This is a genomic window from Bacillus coahuilensis m4-4, assembly GCF_000171615.1.
GTDB classification, from domain to species: Bacteria; Bacillota; Bacilli; order Bacillales; family Bacillaceae_K; genus Bacillus_T; species Bacillus_T coahuilensis.
The window spans coordinates 145,709-167,468 of sequence record NZ_ABFU01000060.3; the positions used below are offsets into that span (position 1 = coordinate 145,709).

At 40.1% G+C, this 21,760-nt stretch carries 19 protein-coding genes and 3 pseudogenes; all 22 read left to right on the forward strand.

All coding sequences use genetic code 11. The annotated features are described in order from the left end of the window. Positions 1–60: 60 nt before the first annotated feature. Positions 61–2,037 carry an excinuclease ABC subunit UvrB gene (uvrB, locus tag M44_RS16025; RefSeq protein ID WP_010175225.1) on the forward strand — a complete coding sequence of 659 codons (1,977 nt, stop codon included), beginning with the start codon at positions 61–63 and terminating at the stop codon, positions 2,035–2,037. 25 nt (positions 2,038–2,062) lie between these two features. After that, positions 2,063–4,920, forward strand: a pseudogene (gene uvrA / locus M44_RS23835) (excinuclease ABC subunit UvrA); the annotation flags it as partial. A gap of 166 nt (positions 4,921–5,086) precedes the next feature. Further along, positions 5,087–5,410, forward strand: a complete 324-nt coding sequence (locus M44_RS16035; RefSeq protein ID WP_237705313.1) for a magnetosome magnetite crystal formation protein family — start codon at positions 5,087–5,089, stop codon at positions 5,408–5,410. A gap of 117 nt (positions 5,411–5,527) precedes the next feature. Continuing rightward, entirely contained in the window at positions 5,528–6,631 is a 1,104-nt protein-coding gene (locus tag M44_RS16040) for a DUF4097 family beta strand repeat-containing protein (protein ID WP_010175231.1), read from the forward strand. 30 nt (positions 6,632–6,661) lie between these two features. Next, the gene (locus M44_RS16045; protein WP_010175233.1) at positions 6,662–7,018 is read left to right on the forward strand and encodes a phage holin family protein; all 357 of its coding nucleotides are present in this window, start codon (positions 6,662–6,664) and stop codon (positions 7,016–7,018) included. A 465-nt stretch (positions 7,019–7,483) separates the two neighbouring features. Next, entirely contained in the window at positions 7,484–8,440 is a 957-nt protein-coding gene (gene hprK / locus M44_RS23840) for an HPr(Ser) kinase/phosphatase (RefSeq protein WP_010175235.1), read from the forward strand. A 30-nt stretch (positions 8,441–8,470) separates the two neighbouring features. Beyond that, positions 8,471–9,277 carry a prolipoprotein diacylglyceryl transferase gene (gene lgt / locus M44_RS16055; RefSeq protein ID WP_010175238.1) on the forward strand — a complete coding sequence of 269 codons (807 nt, stop codon included), beginning with the start codon at positions 8,471–8,473 and terminating at the stop codon, positions 9,275–9,277. Between the two features lie 19 nt (positions 9,278–9,296). After that, the gene (locus M44_RS16060; protein ID WP_010175239.1) at positions 9,297–10,241 is read left to right on the forward strand and encodes a nucleoside recognition domain-containing protein; all 945 of its coding nucleotides are present in this window, start codon (positions 9,297–9,299) and stop codon (positions 10,239–10,241) included. Further along, on the forward strand, positions 10,238–10,879 hold the full coding sequence (ppaX, locus tag M44_RS16065; RefSeq protein WP_010175240.1) for a pyrophosphatase PpaX: 642 nt from the start codon (positions 10,238–10,240) through the stop codon (positions 10,877–10,879). The genes M44_RS16060 and ppaX overlap by 4 nt, the downstream gene beginning before the upstream one ends. A 1-nt stretch (position 10,880) precedes the next feature. Continuing rightward, entirely contained in the window at positions 10,881–11,408 is a 528-nt protein-coding gene (locus tag M44_RS16070) for an acyltransferase (RefSeq protein ID WP_010175241.1), read from the forward strand. A 202-nt stretch (positions 11,409–11,610) separates the two neighbouring features. Further along, positions 11,611–12,786, forward strand: coding sequence for an ATP phosphoribosyltransferase regulatory subunit (locus M44_RS16075; RefSeq protein WP_010175243.1), 1,176 nt, complete (start codon positions 11,611–11,613; stop codon positions 12,784–12,786). Between the two features lie 3 nt (positions 12,787–12,789). After that, positions 12,790–13,404 (forward strand): ATP phosphoribosyltransferase, encoded by a 615-nt coding sequence (gene hisG, locus M44_RS16080; protein ID WP_010175244.1) that lies wholly within the window; start codon positions 12,790–12,792, stop codon positions 13,402–13,404. A 14-nt stretch (positions 13,405–13,418) separates the two neighbouring features. Further along, positions 13,419–14,696, forward strand: coding sequence for a histidinol dehydrogenase (hisD, locus tag M44_RS16085; RefSeq protein ID WP_010175245.1), 1,278 nt, complete (start codon positions 13,419–13,421; stop codon positions 14,694–14,696). 10 nt (positions 14,697–14,706) lie between these two features. Next, positions 14,707–15,297: an imidazoleglycerol-phosphate dehydratase HisB gene (gene hisB / locus M44_RS16090; protein WP_040365495.1), complete on the forward strand. Its 591-nt coding sequence runs from the start codon at positions 14,707–14,709 to the stop codon at positions 15,295–15,297. Continuing rightward, positions 15,298–15,930 (forward strand): imidazole glycerol phosphate synthase subunit HisH, encoded by a 633-nt coding sequence (gene hisH, locus M44_RS16095; RefSeq protein WP_010175247.1) that lies wholly within the window; start codon positions 15,298–15,300, stop codon positions 15,928–15,930. It begins immediately after the preceding gene. Continuing rightward, positions 15,931–16,665 carry a 1-(5-phosphoribosyl)-5-[(5-phosphoribosylamino)methylideneamino]imidazole-4-carboxamide isomerase gene (gene hisA / locus M44_RS16100; protein WP_010175248.1) on the forward strand — a complete coding sequence of 245 codons (735 nt, stop codon included), beginning with the start codon at positions 15,931–15,933 and terminating at the stop codon, positions 16,663–16,665. After that, positions 16,659–17,416, forward strand: a pseudogene (gene hisF, locus M44_RS23845) (imidazole glycerol phosphate synthase subunit HisF). Before hisA ends, hisF begins: the two are co-directional and overlap by 7 nt. Continuing rightward, positions 17,413–18,048: a bifunctional phosphoribosyl-AMP cyclohydrolase/phosphoribosyl-ATP diphosphatase HisIE gene (gene hisIE / locus M44_RS16110; protein WP_010175256.1), complete on the forward strand. Its 636-nt coding sequence runs from the start codon at positions 17,413–17,415 to the stop codon at positions 18,046–18,048. The pseudogene hisF and the gene hisIE overlap by 4 nt, the downstream one beginning before the upstream one ends. Before the next feature lie 310 nt (positions 18,049–18,358). Further along, positions 18,359–19,036, forward strand: a complete 678-nt coding sequence (locus M44_RS29595; protein WP_010175257.1) for a tetratricopeptide repeat protein — start codon at positions 18,359–18,361, stop codon at positions 19,034–19,036. A gap of 74 nt (positions 19,037–19,110) precedes the next feature. After that, positions 19,111–19,866 (forward strand): hypothetical protein, encoded by a 756-nt coding sequence (locus M44_RS29600; protein ID WP_010175258.1) that lies wholly within the window; start codon positions 19,111–19,113, stop codon positions 19,864–19,866. 179 nt (positions 19,867–20,045) lie between these two features. Then, positions 20,046–20,992, forward strand: a pseudogene (gene trxB / locus M44_RS23855) (thioredoxin-disulfide reductase). 306 nt (positions 20,993–21,298) lie between these two features. Continuing rightward, complete coding sequence (locus M44_RS16125) at positions 21,299–21,757, forward strand: NUDIX hydrolase (RefSeq protein WP_010175259.1); 459 nt, start codon at positions 21,299–21,301, stop codon at positions 21,755–21,757. The last annotated feature ends 3 nt before the right edge of the window (positions 21,758–21,760 follow it).

Below are 21,760 nucleotides of genomic sequence, written 5' to 3' on the forward strand. Positions count from 1 at the left end.
AGTAGCGAAGAATGAATACATAAAATACTTCTCCTAAATCCGGATTGGAGGCCATTATAGATGAATGTGTTTGATTTACAAAGTCACTATTCCCCGCAAGGTGATCAGCCTGCAGCGATCAAAGAAATTGTGCAGGGAATTCAAGATGGAAAGAGACATCAAACGTTATTAGGTGCAACAGGAACAGGAAAAACGTTCACAATGTCTAACGTGATAAAAGAGGTGAATAAACCGACCCTCATCATCGCCCACAACAAAACACTAGCTGGACAGCTTTACAGTGAGTTTAAAGAGTTTTTCCCAAACAATGCTGTGGAATACTTTGTCAGCTATTACGATTATTATCAGCCAGAAGCCTATGTACCACAAACCGATACATTTATTGAAAAAGATGCAAGCATTAATGATGAGATTGACAAATTACGCCACTCAGCTACCTCATCATTATTTGAGCGTAATGATGTCATTATCATTGCTAGTGTTTCGTGTATTTATGGATTAGGTTCCCCGGAGGAATATAAGGAACTTGTTGTTTCTCTTCGAGTGGGAATGGAAATTGAGCGTAATCAGCTACTCAGAAGACTTGTAGATGTTCAGTATGAACGCAACGATATTGATTTTAGACGTGGTACATTCCGAGTTCGAGGAGATGTAGTAGAAATTTTCCCTGCTTCTCGTGATGAGCATTGTATCCGAATTGAATTCTTTGGCGATGAGATTGACCGGATTAGGGAAGTGGATGCCTTAACAGGTGAGATATTTGGAGAACGTGACCATGTAGCCATTTTCCCGGCCTCTCACTTCGTAACGCGTGAAGAAAAAATGAGAGTGGCAATTGAAAACATAGAAAAAGAATTAGAAGAACAGCTAGAAATGATGAAAGAAGATGGAAAGCTACTTGAAGCCCAGCGCTTAGAGCAGCGCACGCGATATGACTTAGAGATGATGAGAGAAATGGGCTTTTGTTCTGGAATCGAAAACTATTCCAGACACTTAACGCTACGACCGCCTGGCTCAACACCCTATACACTAATCGATTATTTTCCAAAGGATTTTTTATTAATTATAGATGAATCCCATGTTACCCTCCCTCAAATTCGCGGTATGTTTAACGGGGACCAAGCGCGTAAACAAGTACTAGTTGACCATGGATTTAGACTCCCATCAGCGATGGATAATCGACCTCTTACGTTTAACGAATTCGAGGAAAAATCTCATCAACTAGTCTATGTATCAGCTACTCCAGGACCTTATGAAATGGAGCATACTCCTCAAATGGTTGAGCAAATTATTCGTCCAACAGGTTTGCTAGATCCAACCATCGATGTACGACCAATTGAGGGGCAGATTGATGATTTACTTGGTGAAATCCATGAACGTATTGAGCGAAATGAACGTGTACTAGTGACGACATTAACAAAGAAAATGTCTGAGGACTTAACCGATTATTTAAAAGAAATTGGAATTAAAGTTCAATACCTACATTCAGAAATCAAGACTCTTGAGCGAATAGAGATAATCAGAGATTTACGTTTAGGAAAATATGATGTTCTTGTTGGGATTAATCTTCTTCGTGAAGGACTAGATATACCAGAAGTATCTTTAGTCACTATTTTAGATGCAGATAAGGAAGGATTCCTTCGTTCAGAACGCTCGCTCATCCAGACGATTGGCCGAGCGGCACGTAATTCAAATGGACACGTCATTATGTATGGTGACAGGATGACGGATTCTATGGAAAAGGCGATCTCCGAAACAGCGAGGCGTCGAACGATCCAAGAAGAATATAATGAAAAGCATGGAATCACACCTCAAACCATTCAAAAAGCAGTACGTGATGTGATTCGAGCTACTCAAGCTTCAGATGGACATGAGGCACCAGATGGCACTAAGTCAGTGACAAAAATGTCTAAGCCTGAACGTGAGAATTTAATTGAAAGATTAGAAGTAGAGATGAAGGATGCAGCAAGGGCACTAGATTTCGAGCGTGCTGCTGAGCTTCGAGATACAATATTAGAGTTAAAAGCGGAAGGATGAACGGTATGGCAAAGGATATTATTGTAAAGGAGCGAGAGCTCATAACCTTAAAAATGTAGATGTAACCATTCCCCGTAATCAGTTAGTGGTTTTGACAGGTCTATCTGGTTCTGGGAAATCTTCCTTAGCTTTTGACACCATTTATGCAGAGGGTCAACGAAGATATGTTGAATCCCTTTCTGCTTATGCACGTCAATTTCTTGGGCAAATGGATAAGCCAGATGTGGATACGATTGAAGGATTATCTCCAGCAATATCCATTGATCAGAAAACAACAAGCCGTAACCCGCGTTCAACAGTAGGAACAGTTACCGAAATTTATGATTATTTACGATTGCTCTATGCCCGAGTCGGAAAACCAATTTGTCCAAATCATGGGATTGAAATCACTTCCCAAACCATTGAGCAAATGGTTGATCGAATTTTAGTATATCCTGAACGAACCAAGCTTCAGGTTCTTGCCCCAATTGTTTCTGGTCGTAAAGGTACCCATGTAAAGGTGCTTGAAGACATAAAAAAACAAGGGTATGTAAGGGTTCGAGTGAACGGTGAAATGATGGAGCTTAGTGAAGAAATAGAGCTTGAAAAGAAATAAAAAACATTCAATTGAAGTCGTTATTGACCGTATTGTTGTAAAGGAAGGAATCTCTGCTCGTCTTGCAGATTCACTAGAATCTGCTTTAAGACTTGCTGAAGGAAACGTGATTGTCGATGTGATGGGGGAAGAAGAGCTCCTTTTTTCTGAGCACCATGCATGTCCAATCTGTGGGTTTTCTATTGGTGAGCTTGAGCCGAGAATGTTCTCTTTTAACTCTCCTTTTGGTGCATGTCCTAGCTGTGATGGATTAGGAACTAAACTTGAAGTAGATGAAGACCTAATTATTCCGAATTGGGATTTGTCACTAAGAAATCATGCGATTGCTCCTTGGGAACCTAGTAGTTCACAATATTATCCTCAACTCCTAGAAGCCGTTGCGAATCATTATGGTATTGACTTAGACGTTCCGGTGAAAGATATTCCAAAATCATTTATGGATAAAATATTATATGGTTCTGGTGAGGATCAAATCTATTTTCGATATGAAAATGATTTTGGACAAGTTCGTGAGAGCTATCTTCAATTTGAAGGAGTTATCGGGAATGTTGAGCGTCGTTACCGTGAAACCAGTTCTGACTATATTCGTGAACAAATGGAGAAATATATGGCTCAGCAGCCGTGTCCAACGTGTAAAGGTCACCGGTTAAAGCGTGAAAGCCTTGCTGTAAAAGTGAATGATCTGCATGTTGGTGAAGTTACACAGTTTTCTATTCAAGAAGCCAATGAATTTTTCCAAGGATTATCACTTAGTGAAAAGGATATGCAAATTGCTCGTTTAATTCTAAGGGAAATTGATGAACGATTAGGCTTTTTAGTCAATGTTGGACTCGATTACTTAACGTTAAGTCGATCTGCTGGAACGCTTTCAGGTGGTGAAGCGCAGCGTATTCGTTTAGCCACACAAATTGGATCAAGGCACACTATTGTACATTTTAGATGAGCCGTCTATTGGCTTACATCAACGTGATAACGACCGATTAATTTCTACGCTTCAAAACATGCGAGATATAGGGAATACATTAATCGTTGTAGAACATGATGAAGATACCATGATGGCTGCAGATTATTTAATTGATGTAGGACCAGGAGCTGGTGTGCACGGGGGAGAAATTATATCAGCAGGAACTCCTGATGAAGTAATGAAGGATCCTAATAGCTTAACAGGTAAATACTTGTCGGGAGAAAAATTTATCCCTCTTCCTCTTGAACGAAGAACACCTGATGGTCGGTACCTTGAAATTATTGGAGCGAAAGAAAATAATCTTAGAAACGTCAAAGCGAAAATTCCGTTAGGTATGTTTATTGCTGTTACGGGTGTATCAGGCTCTGGTAAAAGTACTTTAGTCAATGAAGTGCTTCATAAAACCCTGGCAAGCAAGCTTCACAAAGCAAAGACTAAACCAGGCGAGCATAAAGAAATTAAAGGGATCGAATATTTAGACAAAGTCATTGATATAGATCAGTCTCCGATTGGACGAACACCACGTTCCAATCCAGCAACGTACACAGGAGTGTTTGATGATATTCGTGATGTATTCGCGACAACAAATGAAGCGAAGGTTCGAGGCTACAAGAAAGGTCGTTTCTCCTTTAACGTGAAGGGGGGACGCTGTGAGGCGTGTCGTGGTGACGGAATTATTAAAATTGAAATGCACTTCCTACCAGACGTATATGTTCCATGTGAAATATGCCACGGGAAGCGTTATAACCGTGAAACCCTAGAAGTCCTTTATAAAGGAAAAAATATTGCAGACATTCTAGAAATGACCGTAGAAGATGCCGTTGTTTTCTTTGAAAACATTCCGAAAATACATCGTAAACTCCAAACGATTGTTGATGTTGGATTAGGATACATTACGCTAGGTCAGCCTGCCACCACTCTGTCAGGAGGAGAGGCTCAGCGTGTGAAGCTTGCATCTGAACTACACAGAAGGTCAACTGGACGTTCGCTTTATATTCTAGATGAGCCAACAACAGGACTTCATGTAGATGATATTTCTCGCCTGCTGATTGTTTTACAGCGTTTAGTTGAGAATGGTGATACGGTTCTTGTGATTGAGCATAATCTGGATGTCATTAAGGCAGCAGATTATCTCTTAGACCTAGGGCCAGAAGGTGGAGATAAAGGTGGACAAATTGTTGCCAAGGGTACGCCAGAAGTGGTAGCTGAAACGACAGGTTCCTATACTGGTAAGTACTTAAAGCCCATCCTAGAACGAGATCGTGAGCGCATGAAAAAGCGTCTTCAACAACTTGAAGAGCGTAAAGAAATTACCCATCACTAATAAGATACTCATACCCTCAGGAACTACTGTACCTGGGGGTATGATTTTTCATGTAAAAGATTTTTAAAATTATGGTGAGAATATGGAAAGAAAATCTTTCTTCGTTATACACTAGAAATATGAAACGTTTTTATGGTAAGTCGTAAATAATAGAAAGGAGTGATGAATGATGGAGAGTAATAAAGTAATTTCGAGTCTTTGCTATTTTAGTATTTTCTTTGCAGGATTTATTTTTCCATTAATTGTATTGTTAATTTCACAGGATAAAAAGGTTAAGCGACATGCTACGGGTGCACTTGTATCTCATCTGATTCCATTCTTAGGGGTTGTTTTCATTATTATTGGAGTCATTGGTGACATTAGTATTTTAGCAGGAACGGGCGGGGAATCTATTCCTGTATTCTTCATTGTTGGGATTGCTCTTGCAGCCCTTCTAGGCCTTGTGATCACGATTTGGAACGTGTATAAAGGAATTAAAGTTCTGTTATAAAAGCACGTTTCAGTACTCTTGAAGAACTAGGGGCCTCACTGATTACAGGAGAGGCTGTCTTCCCTATCTAGAAACAATGGGCATGTCTATTGAAAAGGACTAGAAGGAGGCCGTACCATGCAAGAAGAACGAAAAAAGATTTTAGAGATGGTGGAAAATGGAACACTCTCTTCTCAAGAAGCCTTACTTCTATTAGAAACATTGGATAAAGAAGAAAAGAAGGCCAATCAAAAAGAAGAAGACATGTTAAAAGAACTCGTCACCGTTGTGAAAGATGAACAACAGCACACAGGGTCAAAAGGACATTCTTTCTCTTCCACTAAGGAAAAGCTAGTAGAGTTTATAGAAAAAGCAATGACCAAAATTAAAGATTTTGACTTTGATTTTCAATTTGGAAAACATGTTTCCTTGTCCCATGTTTTTCACCATAGTGATATAGACGTGGATAATTTAGAGTTTGATATAACCTATGGAAATGTCAAAATCACACCTTGGGATCACGGGGATGTTCGAATTGAATGTGCGGTAAAGGTATATCGTACGGAAGAGGAACAAGAAGCTCGTACTACTTTTTTAAAGTATACGGACTACTCCATTGAGGACGGTAACCTTAGATTCAGTACACAATTTAAGTGGATGAAAACAGATGTAACAGTGTATGTTCCTAGAAAGCTCATGAATCGAGTAAAGGTTCGTCTTTTCAATGGTGGATTTAGTGGAAATAGCTTAGAAGCCAAAAAGATAGAGTGTAAAACAGCAAACGGCAAGATTCAATTAGACCATCTTCGTATAGGTAAATTAGAAGCAGAAACAGCAAATGGTGAGATCATAGTCCATGAAGCGAAAGTAATGGAAATTGATGCAGAGAACATTAATGGTAAAATTCTTTTATCTGGGGAGTTTTATAAGGTAGATACGCAGTCTCTTAATGGTAATATTGAAGTTATTTTAAAGGATTATCAGACAAAAACAGTGCATGCCAAAACTGTTACTGGTAATGTGTTTGTATCTGTACCCAAAGAAGCTACTCTAGAAGGGGAATTAAAATCAAATTTGGGTGCCCTTCATTTAGAACTACCAGATGTGTCCGTTCTAGAAAACGTGAATGAAATGGTTCAAAAGCAGATCCAGTTTTCAAAAAAGGGTCTTGCTGAAACACCAACCTACATTCTTGCGGATGCGAAAACAGGATCGGTTACAGTTCAGAAAAATGGGGAATAAATAAGAAATCGGGTTAGGGGGATACACTAGTTGAATTGGTTAATCAGTATTTTCGTCAATGCCATACTTTTTTTAGCCTTAGATGGCTATTTAGAAGGATTTGAAATTGAAGGCTTTACCGCTGCAATTCTTGCAAGTTTTGTCCTTTCATTATTAAACGGGATCGTTCGGCCGATTCTTATTATTTTCACATTACCTGTTACGATATTAAGCTTAGGGCTTTTCCTGTTTGTCATTAATGCTATCACCCTTCTGTTAACAGATGCGATTGTAGGAAGTTCATTTGAAATCAGTAGCTTTGGAATGGCGCTTTTAGCTGCAGTCATATTATCCATTGCGAACATAATTATTCAAAATTTCATCATTCGGAATAAAAAGCGAGATTAAGGAGGACACCATTCCAGATGGGATGGTGTTTTTTTGTATAGGAGATCATAGGGCTTTTTCTTTATGGACTGTTAGAGGTTATTTGAGCGGAGTAACAAGGGCTCGGTGCAGAAGAGCTCGTTTCGGGTCGTCAAGAGCCCCGCGCGCAGCGAGGAAGGTTGCATACTACCTCATTCCCAATCCCAAAAATCCCCGTGCAGCGAACGCAATGCTCACCCCATTCTAAATCCTCATCAACCCCGCGCCATGGAAGCTCTGTCCAGCCAAACGAAGTAGTATTCACCACATTTCCACCAAGCACCTACACACATATAAAATAAATCCCCCGATGTTATTCTTATTAAATTGTAAATTTTTTGCCGTATAAAAGTGAATAGTAGTTTCGCTAGTAGAATAAATGCTACAATAGATGAGCATAAGGAATATAAGAGCATTTTATTGAACGTACATAAAGGAGTGACCGAGATGGTTAAGGTCCGAACACAGGATTTGTTAGAGCATTTTAATTTAGAACTAATTAGTGGAGAGGAAGGGTTGCACCGTCCGATTACAACGACAGATATCTCTCGACCGGGTCTAGAGATTGCCGGATTCTTTGACTATTACCCAAGTGAGCGTATTCAATTACTAGGAAAAACGGAATTAAGCTTTTTGGAAAAGCTAAGTCCACTAGAAAAAGAAGTGCGTATGGAGAAGCTTTGTACAGATGAGACCCCTGGTATTTGTATTTCTCGTGGCCTTGAGGTTCCAGAAGAACTCATTGAAGCGTCTGAGAAACATTCCGTACCAGTGATGAGAACAAGTAGTAAAACTACTCGATTTTCGTCAAGGTTAACGAATTACTTAGAAAGTAAGTTAGCCCCTACTACGGCTGTTCATGGTGTTCTAGTTGACATATATGGTGTGGGTGTTTTGATTATTGGTCAAAGTGGGGTTGGTAAAAGTGAAACAGCTCTTGAACTTGTAAAGCGTGGCCACCGTCTAGTTGCAGATGACTGTGTAGAGATTCGTCAGGAAGACGAGGATGTATTAGTAGGAAGTTCACCTGAATTAATCGAGCATCTACTTGAAATCAGAGGGCTAGGTATCATTAATGTTATGACTTTATTTGGCGCAGGGGCAGTCCGTAGCTACAAACGTATTACATTAGTGATCAATCTAGAGATTTGGGATAAGCAAAAGCAATATGACCGACTAGGTATTGAAGAAGAAAAGATGCGAATTATTGATACCGATTTACCTAAATTAACGGTGCCAGTTCGTCCTGGTCGAAATTTAGCTGTCATTATTGAAGTGGCAGCCATGAATTTCCGCCTAAAACGCATGGGTGTGAATGCAGCCGAGCAATTCCAAGAAAGACTGGCAGGCGCCATTACAGATGAGACAAAAGTAAGGGAAGATTCAATAGATCCTTTAAAATAAGAAAAAGATACTAGAAAGTAGGGAATGTGAGTGAAACCAATAAATCCGATTGCACTAGAACTTGGACCCATTCAAATACATTGGTATGGAGTCATCATTGGTGTTGGAATTGTATTAGCATTAATGCTTGCGATACGAGAGTCAAAACGTCTTGGGTTAGACCCAGATATATTCTCAGATTTGTTGCTGTATGCCATACCTATCGCCATTATCTCAGCTAGAATTTACTATGTGGTGTTTGAGTGGGACTATTATGCTCAAAATCCTGGAGATATTATTAAGATTTGGAATGGTGGTATAGCTATTCACGGAGCATTAATTGGGGCCGTTATCACCACGATCGTATTCGCGAAATTGAAAAAAGTCTCTTTTTGGGTTTTAGCGGATATCGCTGCACCGAGTCTTTTAGTAGGTCAGGCGATTGGTCGCTGGGGGAACTTTATGAACCAAGAAGCCCATGGGGGTCCTGTTACACGAGAGTTTTTAGAAGGATTATACCTTCCTGAATTTATTATAGATCAAATGAATATCAATGGCGTGTATTATCATCCTACATTTTTATACGAATCTCTTTGGAATATTCTTGGTCTTGTTCTCTTGTTACTTCTCCGTAAAGTAAATCCAAAGCGCGGTGAAATTTTCTTATCCTATGTTATTTGGTACTCCGTCGGTAGATACTTCATTGAAGGACTACGAACTGATAGCTTAATGCTAACAGAAACATTGCGTATCGCTCAGGTGATTTCCATTGTGCTGGTGTTGGTTGCTGTGGCTATTGTGATTTACCGTCGATTTGGGATGAAAGCGAAAGCGCAGTATACAGACATTAGTGTCTAGCATCAGGGGGAGTGTAAACATGGTCGAAACACTAAAGAAGGGGCTACAAGTAGGGTTACAGACGACATGGAAGTTAGGAAGAATTATTTTTCCTATTACATTGATTGTCACTCTTTTACACTATACGCCCCTACTTACTTGGGTCATCAAAAGGATTGAACCGTTGATGAGTGTGTTAGGATTACCGGGGGATGCTGCCATTCCTTTAGTGTTTGGAAACTTCTTAAACTTATATGCTGCGATTGGGGCCATATTATCGTTTGAATTTACAGTAAAAGAAGTATTTATCCTAGCCGTTATGCTGTCTTTTTGTCATAACCTTTTAGTGGAGTCTTCTGTTGCTGCTGGGATTGGCTTAAAAATCTGGGTGATTTTACTCATTCGTATCGGTTTAGCCGTAATCTCTGCGATTCTCATTAACCTGGTGTGGAGTGGAGGGAGTGAGATAGCTAAGTACGGCATGGCTCCGCCTCCTGCCGAAGAATTAATAGGCTTTGGAGCTATATTTGTGGAAGGACTTACAAAAGCTGGATTTGGAGTAGCGCAATTAGCGATGATTGTCATTCCGCTTATGGTGATGAATCAAATCTTAAAGGACCGTGGGTATATTGCTACGTTTTCACGCTGGATGGCTCCGGTGATGAGAATGCTTGGGATGAAAGAAAACACATCCACTACCATGGTGGCTGGGTTAACGATGGGCCTTGCTTATGGTGCTGGTGTTATGATTCAAGCAGTTAAAGAAGATGGGGTTAGTAAAAAGGATGTTACTTTAGCCTTTATCTTTTTAATTGCGTGTCATGCTGTAGTGGAAGATACGTTAATATTTATCCCGCTTGGCATACCCGTCATTCCCTTGCTCCTTTTTAGAATCATAACAGCGATTCTCCTAACTATGATCATTGCTTTTATTTGGAACCGTGTAGAAGTTACAAAAAGAAGGGAAGAAGTTTTACAACAATGACGATTAACACTGTATTATTTGATTTAGATGGAACACTTATTGATACAAACGAACTAATCATATCATCTTTTCTTCATACATTAGAGCACTATTATCCAGGACAATATACAAGAGAGACGGTGTTACCTTTTATGGGTCCGCCTCTTGACGAAAGCTTTGGCGAGTTGAATTCTGAAAAGGTAGACGAAATGATTGCTCATTATCGTGAGTATAATTTAGAGCATCACGATGAGCTTGTGAAAGAGTTTGTTGGAGTCAAAGAAACCGTCGTGGCGCTTCATAGTCAAGGATATAAAATGGCTATTGTATCAACAAAGCTACATGATTCGGTTGTAAAAGGGTTAAAGTTAACCGGTCTTGATCAGTATTTTGATGTAATCATCGGTTACGATGATGTGACGAAAGCAAAGCCAGATCCAGAACCCGTTTTTAAAGCACTTCAAGCATTAGGTTCTGAGCCTATCGAAAGTATTATGATTGGAGATAACCATCATGATATTGAAGCTGGTCAAAATGCAGGAACAAAAACGGCCGCCGTTGCCTGGTCGACCAAAGGTAGAGAGCATTTAATGCAATTTCACCCAGATTATATGCTAGAAGAAATGAAGGATCTGTTGCGTATTTTAGAGGTGAGATAATATGAGAAAAACAGAACGCCATCCCGTCAAAGGAGCGAACTCGTTATGGCACGTGTACAAAACCGTGCCTTTTTTAAAAGTAGTGAAAAATTTTATTGTGATTCAAACGGCAAGATATACTCCTTTTTTGAACGTGAAAAATTGGTTGTACCGCACATTGTTGGGGATGAAGGTTGGAGACAAAACTTCATTTGCTCTGATGGTTATGCTAGATGTGATGTTTCCTGAAAAGATATCTGTAGGAACGAATACGGTGATTGGATACAATACCACTATTTTAGCTCATGAATATTTGATTCGAGAATACCGACTAGGAGAAGTCAAGATAGGTAGTGAGGTTATGATTGGGGCCAACACCACCATTTTGCCTGGTGTGACTATTGGAGACGGGGCCATTGTGTCAGCTGGGACCCTGGTTCATAAAGATGTTCCAGCAGGAGCATTTGTCGGAGGAAATCCAATGAGGATCATTTATACAAAAGAAGAGCTTGCTGCAAGATGGCAGGATGATGAAATATATGGGAAGTGAAAAGTCTAGCGTATTTGCTGGGCTTTTTTTACGTACAGTATGTTTTGGGATTGGTCTACCTAATGAGAAACCTTTCTCTGGAAGGAGAGATACAAGGACCACCTAATAGTTGACTGTAAATAAAATCCTTGTTAAACTTTATTTTATTAGCATATTAGCGAACTAAAGTAAAAAATACGTTTTGTATGGGAAGGAGACCGTCATGACAAAGCTGTTTATGTTTGAGAAGCCACTTGGGATGAGAGACACCTTTCCGAGTGTGTACTTGAAAAAGAATAAATTAAAGCGTTCCATTGAACGAGTTGTAGAGAGCTATGGATATGAATTTTTAGAAACACCTGCACTGGAGTACTTTGAAACGGTGGGGGAAGTTTCGACCGTTCCCGAAGAGCAAATGTTTAAGCTTTTAGATACAGAAGGTCATACATTGGTGTTACGACCTGATATGACAGCTCCGATTGCAAGAGTTGCAGCGTCAAAATTATTAAAAGAAAAGATTCCAAGACGTCTGGCATATAGCGCCAATGTGTACCGTGCACAGCAGCGTGAAGGCGGGCGGCCGGCAGAATTTGAGCAGCTAGGAATTGAATATATAGGAGATCAAACCATTAGTGCAGACGCAGAAGTTATTTCTCTTTTAAATCAAGCGTTAGAGCAAGCTGGCGTGAAGAATTTCACTGTGGCGATTGGACATATAGGCTTTGTAAAGGAATTAGTGAGAGAAATTGTTGGAACGGAAGAAAGATGCGAACATATTCTTCACTACTTATATGAACATAATTTTGTAGGATTTGAGGAACATGTAGAATCCTTATCCATTTCAACAATAGACAAGAAACGTTTATCTAAGCTGTTAACTTTTAAAGGTACAGCTGACGAGTTATCACAGCTAGTAGATGAGCTTAAAGGACAAACGGGTGAAGAAGAGTTACAAGATTTACTTTCACTCTATCAAATATTACTTGCCTATGGATATAGTGAGAACATTACATTTGATTTAGGGTTGGTTAGCCACGTTAGTTATTACACGGGTATATTATTTGAAGTATACGTTGATGGAATTGGATTTCCAGTTGGAAGTGGTGGGAGATACAATCAATTGCTTCAGAAATTCGGGAAAAATGCAAGTGCAACTGGATTTGGCATTCGTCTTGATTATTTAGTAGAAGCTACAGAAGAACTAGAGAAAGAATCTAGCGTTCTCGTTTTATTTAGTCAAGAACGATTGGGAGAAGCAGCTACTCTTGCATATGAGAAGCGGATGAAAGGGCAATGTGTCACTCTCCAAGATATTAAAGGGGTGACAGATATTGATGCGTATAGTGAAACGTTTGATGAAGTGATTCCGTTGATTGGACATGTGAGGAGGGAGAAGTAAGAAATGCTGACAATCGCCATGCCGAAGGGAAGAATCTTTGAGGAAGCAGCTGAGCTTCTTCGAAAAGCAGATTACCAATTACCAGATGAATTAGACAATTCACGAAAATTAATTGTAGAGGTAGCACATGAGGATTTGCGTTTTATATTAGCAAAGCCTATGGATGTTGCGACATATGTAGAGCACGGAGTTGCAGATCTTGGGATTGCAGGCAAAGATGTCATGCTTGAGGAAGAACGTGATGTGTATGAGCTTTTAGATTTAGGGATTAGTGAATGCTACTTAGCGGTCGCCGGCTTACCGAACACACCTATGAATGAGGTGGCACCGAGAATTGCGACTAAATATCCATCGGTTACCTCCTCCTTTTACAGGGAAAAGGGTGAGCAAGTAGAGATTATTAAGCTGAATGGAAGCATTGAGTTGGCTCCATTAATTGGTTTAGCGGACCGCATTGTGGATATTGTATCCACAGGAAACACGTTAAAAGAAAATGGGCTAGTGGAGTATGAAAAAATTAAAACGGTCACCTCTAGGCTAATCGTAAACCGAGTGAGTTATCGTACGAAGGCGAAAGAAATAAGCAGCATGGTCGAGAGAATTCGAGCCATTATTTAAAGGGGATGACGGACATGAAGATCATTAAAAGTAAACAGGCCCTTTCACTTAAGCGCACAGTTGAAAGTGGAACGGATGAGCAGCAAAGAGTGGTGGAAGAGATTCTACAAGGTGTAAAAGAGCGTAAGGATGAAGCCTTGCTTGATTACACTGAACGTTTTGATGGTGTCCGTTTATCCCGTTTAATCGTAACAGGAGAAGAACTAGATCAGGCGTATGACACGTTTGATCCAGAGCTACGTGACATATTAGAAGAAGCTGCAAGAAATATAACAAGCTTCCATGAAGAACAAAAGCGACAATCCTGGTTTAAAACGACACCTGATGGAAGTGTTCTTGGGCAAAAAATACAGCCAATTGAATCCGTTGGTGTGTATGTTCCTGGTGGGACGGCTGCCTATCCTTCTTCCGTATTTATGAATGTTATACCCGCTAAAGTAGCAGGTGTAAAACGGATTGTAATGGTTTCACCTCCAAATGAAAACGGTGATCTACCAGATGGTGTGCTAGTAGCGGCTAAAATAGCTGGTGTGACAGAAATTTATAAAGTAGGGGGAGCCCAGGGGATAGGTGCTCTCGCTTACGGAACAGAAACTATAGAACCCGTAGATAAAATTACTGGCCCAGGGAATATATATGTAGCTCTTGCAAAGCGAGCGGTTTACGGGGATGTGGATATTGATATGATAGCTGGACCAAGTGAGATTGTTGTTTTAGCTGATGATACCGCAGTGGCGAGCGAGGTAGCGGCGGATCTTCTCTCTCAAGCAGAACATGATACACGTGCGTGCAGTATTCTCGTTACAACATCTGAAAAACTTGCTTTTAGAGTACAGGAGGAAGTAGAAAGTCAGTTAACTCGCTTGCCAAGAGAGAGTATCGCAAGAAAAGCGATTAGGGACCACGGGGCCATTTATGTTGTCACTTCTATAGAAGAGGGAGTAGACGTCATAGATGAGCTTGCTCCGGAGCATTTGGAAGTCATGACAGAGGATGCGTTTTCCGTGGCGATGAAGGTGAGGAATGCTGGCGCCATCTTTATTGGACGCTATAGTTCAGAGCCTGTCGGCGATTATTTCGCAGGGCCCAATCATGTACTTCCGACGAATGGAACGGCACGATTTTCAAGTCCGTTAAACGTAGATGATTTTGTTAAAAAGTCTAGTATCATTCAATATAGCGAAAAAGCATTAAAGGATCACTATCAAAAAATTGCGGCTTTTGCACGTCTTGAAGGTCTTGAAGCCCATGCAAGAGCGGTAGAGAGTAGATTTAGAGAGGACGGAGAGTAACATGGATGGAATGGTTGTCAGACAATCAAGTATAGAGCGTAAAACAAATGAAACCAATATAAAGCTTTCATTTACGATAGACGGGGAAGGTTCTACAGAATTAGAAACAGGGGTTCCCTTTTTAACCCACATGCTCGATCTATTCTCTAAGCATGGTCAGTTCAATTTAACTATGCAGGCAGAGGGAGATATAGAAGTGGACGACCACCATACGACCGAGGATATTGGCATTTGCATTGGACAGACTTTGAAAGACGCTTTAGGAGATAAAAAAGGGATTAAGAGATACGGAAATTCATTTGTACCCATGGATGAAGCGCTAGCGCAAGTTGTGGTGGATTTAAGTAATCGCCCACACTTAGAGTTTAGAGCAGATTTTCCGAAAGAAAAAGTAGGAACGTTTGATACTGAACTCGTTCATGAGTTTCTTTGGAAGCTAGCTTTAGAGGCACGTATGAATTTGCACGTTATTGTTCATTACGGTCATAATACACATCACATGATCGAAGCGATTTTTAAAGCGTTAGGGAGAGCTCTTGATGAAGCGACAACGATTGATCCCCGCGTTAAAGGAATACCATCTACGAAAGGAATGTTGTAAGTGATTGGCATCATTGATTATGGAATGGGAAACCTGTTTTCCGTTAGCAGCGCCTTGCAGCGTTTAGAGGTTCCTTATTTAATATCTGATTCAATTGAAGAACTGCAGCAAGTAGATGGACTTATTCTTCCAGGTGTAGGAGCATTCCCAGATGCAATGAAGCGATTAAAAGAGTTAGGACTAGATGGTTTTATTACAGATCGTGTAAAAGAAGGAACTCCACTACTTGGTATCTGTTTAGGAATGCAATTATTATTTGAACATAGCAAGGAAAACGAAGAGTCAAAGGGACTTGGTCTTTTACAAGGTAGTGTTGAAAGAATTCCTCAAATGGAGCTTCAAGGAGAAATACTGAAGGTACCTCATATGGGATGGAACCGCTTAGACTTTCAACAACTATCTCCGCTAACCATTAATGTACAGGAAGACTACGTGTATTTTGTTCACTCCTTTTATGTTAATGGAATGAAAAAAGAAGATTTGATTGCATCTGCGACGTATGGTGTTAGGGTGCCTGCAGTTGTTGGAAGAGAGAATGTTATGGGCATGCAATTCCATCCAGAGAAAAGCGGAAAGTTAGGAATACAGCTGTTACAGAACTTTACTACTATCGCCCAGAAGGGATTGAGATAAATGTCATTTACTATTTTTCCAGCTATTGATATGAGAGGAGGGAAATGTGTCCGACTTATTCAAGGTGACTACAATCAAGAGACGGTGTATGGAGATTCTATCTTTGACATGGCAGCTAGTTTCGTCAAAGAGGGGGCCGAATGGATTCATATGGTAGACCTAGACGGAGCAAAAGAGGGAAAAGGAGTCAATGTTCAAAGTGTCATAAAAGTTGCGAAGGAACTCTCTGTTAACGTTCAGGTCGGGGGAGGAATTCGAACCAAAGAAGATATTGAAATGTATTTGAACGCTGGTGTTACTAGAGTCATCCTTGGTAGTGTAGCGGTTTCAACCCCTGAGTTAGTCAAAGAATGGGTGAAGGAATTCGGCTCTCGGATCGTCATTGGACTAGATGCGAAGGATGGAATGGTAGCCACACACGGCTGGCTTGAAACGAGTTCAATCTCTGCTATCCAATTAGGAAAAGAATTAGCAGATATAGGGGCGGAAACGTTTATTTTTACTGATATTGCAACCGATGGTATGTTATCAGGACCGAATGTTGAAGCGGTTACGAAGCTTGCAGAGGCAACAGGAAAGTCTGTCATTGCTTCAGGTGGAGTAAGTTCTTTAAAAGATTTACATACTCTAAAAGCCCAGAAATCCTTTGGTGTTGTAGGAAGCATCGTAGGGAAAGCCCTCTACACAAAACAATTCTCGCTTAAAGAGGCATTAGAAGAGGTGGGCGCATGCTAACCAAACGAATTATCCCTTGCCTAGATGTAAAAGATGGTCGTGTTGTGAAAGGAGTGCAATTTGTTTCTTTGCGAGATGCCGGTGATCCTGTGGAAATGGCTGCCTTTTACGATGAACAAGGAGCAGATGAACTAGTTTTTTTAGATATCTCTGCCTCTCATGAAGGGCGTAAAACGATGGTTGAAGTGGTGAAAGAAGTGGCTTCTACATTAGCTATCCCTTTTACAGTAGGGGGAGGAATCTATACATTAGAGGACATGAAAAGGATTCTTCGAGCGGGTGCGGATAAGGTTTCTGTCAATACAGCGGCTGTCAATCGACCAGATCTCATAAAAGAAGGAGCCGCGTTTTTTGGGACACAGTGTATCGTTGTGGCCATTGATGCGAAATATGATGAACAGTTAGGTACATGGAGAGTATATACGCACGGAGGACGAACCCCAACAGAATGGTCTGTTCTAGAGTGGGCAAAAGAAGCTGTACGTCTCGGAGCAGGAGAAATTCTCTTAACTAGTATGGACCGTGATGGAGAGAAAAGTGGATTTCACTTGGAGTTGACGAAAGAGGTAGCTGAACATGTATCCGTTCCCGTTATCGCTTCCGGAGGAGCCGGTAAAAGGAAGATTTTAAGGATGTATTCATACATGCAAAAGCTGATGCTGCTCTTGCTGCAAGTATTTTTCACTATAAGGAAACAAGTGTGGCCGAAGTGAAATCATATTTACAAGAGGAAGGGGTCAGAGTTCGATGAACAAAGAGGTTGTGTTTGATGAAAAAGGACTCGTTCCTGCCGTAGTCCAGGATGTTCGTACGAGGGAAGTGTTAACCTTAGCCTATATGTCTGAAGAATCGCTAGAGAAAACGATGGAATCGGGTGAGACGTGGTTCTACAGTCGCTCAAGAAATGAGCTTTGGCATAAAGGAGCAACAAGCGGGAATACCCAGCGAGTGGTTGAAATCAAAAAAGACTGTGATCGGGATGCACTGGTTGTGTTAGTAGAGCCGAATGGTCCAGCCTGTCATACGGGAGCCAGAAGCTGTTTTGATGAGAAAATTTATGAGAATAGTATAGAAAATCGTGTTTCTGAAGAAAATGAAGCCTTTTCTATTTTATCAACTTTACAAAACGTTATTAAAAGCCGTGAGGAAACAATGCCTGAGGGAGCGTATACTACTTACTTATTCGAAAAAGGGGTAGACAAGATCCTGAAAAAGGTTGGGGAAGAGGCAGCCGAGGTCATCATTGCTGCAAAGAATCGAGACCGTGAAGAGTTAAAGTGGGAATCAGCGGATCTTCTGTTCCATTTACTAGTGTTACTTCAGGAGCAGAAGGTGCCTCTTCAAGAGGTGTTAGGTGTGTTGCAAGAAAGGCATAATAACTAATGAATAGTTGTCTAGCTTTTGTGCTGGGCAGCTTTTTTGTTTTGTTATGGATGGTTTCACTACTATGTCTTGCACAGTTAGATAGATGAAAAAGGAGAGCGCTTAAGAAAAGAAACGGGAGTGAGAAGACAAATGAAACGTGAAATAGGAGAGGATTACAATAGAGAGAATTAGGATAAAAGAAGTAGGATAAAGCGACTGGCTGGATTCCACTAAGTTCCAACACAATAATCTCTTCCTTTCTTTTTGTCTTGTTATGGTTGTGTTATACTACACATTAGTTAAGTCAGTCTTGGAGGACTTTTAGTTGATGAAAAAAAGTACAAATATGAAGGAAAAAGGAAAACTGCTTTCCTTTGTTCCAACTGGAGAATATTATTTCCATAAAGGAATAACAGCCTACAACCGAAAGGACTTAAAGAAGGCAAAAAAATATTTAGAACGTGCAAGAGAACTTGAGCCTCTTGAGCCAATTATCTTGTGTCAATTAGCGATCGTATTAACTGATTTAGGGTGTTATCAAGAGTCTGTGGATTTATTAGTGAAAGTACTGGATAGCCTAGACCCTTATATGCTGGAATGTCATTATTTCTTAGCGAATAACTATGCGCACCTTGGATCATTTAAAGAGGCATATCAGCATGCTAAGAGCTATCTCGACTTAGAACCGAACGGTGATTATTTAGAAGAAGTGGAAGACTTACTAGACCTGTTAGAGCTCGATGACGAAGAAGCGATGGAACTATTGTACGAGCAGGATGAACTTATGGTCAAGCAAGAGGAAGCGAGAAAGCTATTAGAAAATGGGCAATACCATCTAGCGATTGAAATGCTTTCCGATGTCATCGTTGATTACCCAGAGTTTTGGTCAGCTTACAATAATTTAGCATTGGCGCATTTTTATCTAGGCGAAATGGAGCAGGCTGGAGAATTATTAAAAGAAGTTTTAGAGAAAATCCAGGTAATCTTCATGCTCTATGTAATTTAGCTGTCTTCCACTATTATAGAAAAGAAGAAACAGAGCTTGCAAAGCTAGTTGAAGGCCTAGAGAAGGTTCGGCCAATGACGTCAGAGCATCGATTTAAATTAGGGGCAACCTTTGCGTTAATTGAACATCATACAAAAGCATATGGTTGGTTAAAGAATCTTCAAAAGCAAGGCTTTGAAGGAGATGCTAGCTTTCATTATTGGCTTTCAAAAGCTGCATACTATTCAGGGAATAAGCAAACAGCGGAAGCTGCTTGGAAAAAAGTTGTTCTAGAAAGCCCAGAAAAAGAAGGGCAGGAGCCTTGGAAAGAACCTTCTTCTTTTAAAGGGTTTGAGGAGCATATCCCTTCCGTGATGAAAAAACTTTCTAGTGACCAAGAAGAAGAAAGATTGTTTGCGTTGTTTCTTATGAGTGTGTCTAAAAAAAGAGAGGAAATTTTAAAGCAGCCAAAGTTTTATGATATTCAAAGCTTCACGGTTCTTGAAAAACTTTACCTTGCTGAGATTCTACAAGGGAACAGAGCAACTCAAATAGAACCTGAGAAAAAAGTAAAGCGTCTGCATGAAACAGCCCTGCATTTATACAGGCATTACGACACTGTAGACAGTGTTAGTGCTGGATTGTTTCTTTTATGGTTTACAATAGGCAAAAATGCACTAGCAGAAGGAGATGCGCTTCAAAATCCTCGAGCACTAGCAGCAGCTACAGAGCTTGTTTGGTTAGAGTTGCGTTCTGAGCCTACCACTCAAAAAGGAATGGCTGAGAAATATCATATGTCAAGTGCTACGGTTAGTAAATATTTAAAAGTAGTGAAGCAGTATCTTTTATAATTCCTTTTAAATGGGATAATAAGCATATCTTTAGACGGATATGCTTATTTTTTATACTATTAAAGTAATCAAATCATCCTCCTATTGAGGAATAGTTCCTTAGAGGAAAAGAAAATATAATGTTGAATGTACTTTGCCGGGATTATTCAAAGTACATGACAGGCAAAGGAGTGTTTCACATGACAGAAGAAAAAATTTATGATGTTGTTATTATAGGGGCTGGTCCTGCAGGTATGACAGCAGCTGTATATACATCTCGTGCAAATCTATCCACATTAATGATCGAAAGAGGTATTCCTGGGGGACAAATGGCGAATACAGAAGATGTAGAGAACTACCCAGGATATGACCATATTTTAGGTCCAGACCTTTCTAATAAAATGTTTGAGCATGCAAAGAAATTTGGAGCAGAGTATGCTTACGGTGACGTGAAAGAAATTATTGACGGAAAAGAGTACAAAACCATTAAAGCGGGTTCTAAAGAATACCGTACACGTTCCATTATTTTATCAACTGGAGCGGAGTACAAGAAATTAGGCGTTCCTGGTGAAAAGAATTAGGAGGACGTGGAGTTTCATATTGTGCTGTGTGTGATGGAGCTTTCTTTAAAGGCAAAGACTTAGTGGTTGTTGGTGGAGGAGACTCTGCTGTTGAGGAGGGAGTATACCTTACTCGATTTGCTAACAAAGTAACCATTGTTCACCGCCGCGAGGAACTACGTGCTCAAAAGATTCTTCAAGACCGTGCCTTTGATAACGAAAAGATTGATTTCATTTGGAATCATACAGTAAAAGAGATTCATGAGGAAGGCGGAAAAGTTGGTAGTGTAACTCTTGTTTCAACAGAAGACGGAACGGAAAAAGAATTTAAAACAGATGGAACCTTTATCTATATTGGAATGGTACCTTTAACAAAGCCATTTGAAAATCTAGGAATTACTAATGACATGGGGTACATTGAAACAAATGACCGCATGGAAACAAGAGTAGAAGGTATCTTCGCTGCAGGTGATGTTCGCGAGAAAACGTTACGTCAAATCGTAACAGCGACAGGTGATGGTAGTATTGCTGCCCAGTCTGTTCAGCACTATGTGGAAGAACTAATGGATTCATTAAAAGTAAAGTAATGAAATAACGTCGAATTTTGTAAAATAACGCGGGGTAAAACGTAATTCCCTTTTAATCACTCTGTAACAAGAGTGCAATATTGATGGGGTATGATAATAGTAAGAAATTGACCCCCTTTAAGTAATATATCCCGTTTAGCACAAGCATTTGCTTGTGCTCTTTTTTTTGACAATAGAAGTGGTCGTTGTCGGATAGCCTGTTTACCTTGACATGGATAAAAGCTAGTACATTGTAGGAAAAGGGGAAAGATAGTATAATAAAGTGAATGAAACTGGCATTCAAACTGTCTTTCTGAGGTGAACTACATGCAAAGAATAGCCAACTGTTTATATAAAAGAGGAGATGAGGTTCTCTTACTTCAAAAACCACGAAGAGGCTGGTGGGTAGCTCCTGGAGGAAAGATGGAGCCAGGAGAATCTGTCCGTGATGCCGTTATACGTGAATTTCGAGAAGAAACAGGAATTTATATAAAATCTCCACAGCTAAAAGGTGTTTTTACCTTTATAATTAAAGAAGATGATTCGGTCGTTGATGAGTGGATGATGTTTACGTTTTTCGCCGAAGAAGGAGACGGAACCCATCTGAAGGAAACGGAAGAAGGTATTCTAAAATGGCATCAGTCAGAAGATATCCTTTCACTTCCTATGGCAGAAGGTGACCAGCATATATTAGATTACATGCTAAAAGGTCAAAATATCCTATACGGAACCTTTACGTACACAAAAGATTTTCAATTATTATCGTATCGACTCGATCCACAATAACAT

Excerpts from the sequence above, each read along its gene's own strand:
- uvrB (WP_010175225.1), top strand. The coding sequence starts at position 61 with ATGAATGTGTTTGATTTACAAAGTCACTATTCCCCGCAAGGTGATCAG.
- M44_RS16035 (WP_237705313.1), top strand. The coding sequence starts at position 5,087 with ATGATGGAGAGTAATAAAGTAATTTCGAGTCTTTGCTATTTTAGTATT.
- M44_RS16040 (WP_010175231.1), top strand. The coding sequence starts at position 5,528 with ATGCAAGAAGAACGAAAAAAGATTTTAGAGATGGTGGAAAATGGAACA.
- hprK (WP_010175235.1), top strand. The coding sequence starts at position 7,484 with ATGGTTAAGGTCCGAACACAGGATTTGTTAGAGCATTTTAATTTAGAA.
- M44_RS16060 (WP_010175239.1), top strand. The coding sequence starts at position 9,297 with ATGGTCGAAACACTAAAGAAGGGGCTACAAGTAGGGTTACAGACGACA.
- ppaX (WP_010175240.1), top strand. The coding sequence starts at position 10,238 with ATGACGATTAACACTGTATTATTTGATTTAGATGGAACACTTATTGAT.
- M44_RS16070 (WP_010175241.1), top strand. The coding sequence starts at position 10,881 with ATGAGAAAAACAGAACGCCATCCCGTCAAAGGAGCGAACTCGTTATGG.
- M44_RS16075 (WP_010175243.1), top strand. The coding sequence starts at position 11,611 with ATGACAAAGCTGTTTATGTTTGAGAAGCCACTTGGGATGAGAGACACC.
- hisG (WP_010175244.1), top strand. The coding sequence starts at position 12,790 with ATGCTGACAATCGCCATGCCGAAGGGAAGAATCTTTGAGGAAGCAGCT.
- hisD (WP_010175245.1), top strand. The coding sequence starts at position 13,419 with ATGAAGATCATTAAAAGTAAACAGGCCCTTTCACTTAAGCGCACAGTT.
- hisB (WP_040365495.1), top strand. The coding sequence starts at position 14,707 with ATGGTTGTCAGACAATCAAGTATAGAGCGTAAAACAAATGAAACCAAT.
- hisA (WP_010175248.1), top strand. The coding sequence starts at position 15,931 with ATGTCATTTACTATTTTTCCAGCTATTGATATGAGAGGAGGGAAATGT.
- hisIE (WP_010175256.1), top strand. The coding sequence starts at position 17,413 with ATGAACAAAGAGGTTGTGTTTGATGAAAAAGGACTCGTTCCTGCCGTA.
- M44_RS29595 (WP_010175257.1), top strand. The coding sequence starts at position 18,359 with ATGAAAAAAAGTACAAATATGAAGGAAAAAGGAAAACTGCTTTCCTTT.
- M44_RS29600 (WP_010175258.1), top strand. The coding sequence starts at position 19,111 with ATGACGTCAGAGCATCGATTTAAATTAGGGGCAACCTTTGCGTTAATT.
- M44_RS16125 (WP_010175259.1), top strand. The coding sequence starts at position 21,299 with ATGCAAAGAATAGCCAACTGTTTATATAAAAGAGGAGATGAGGTTCTC.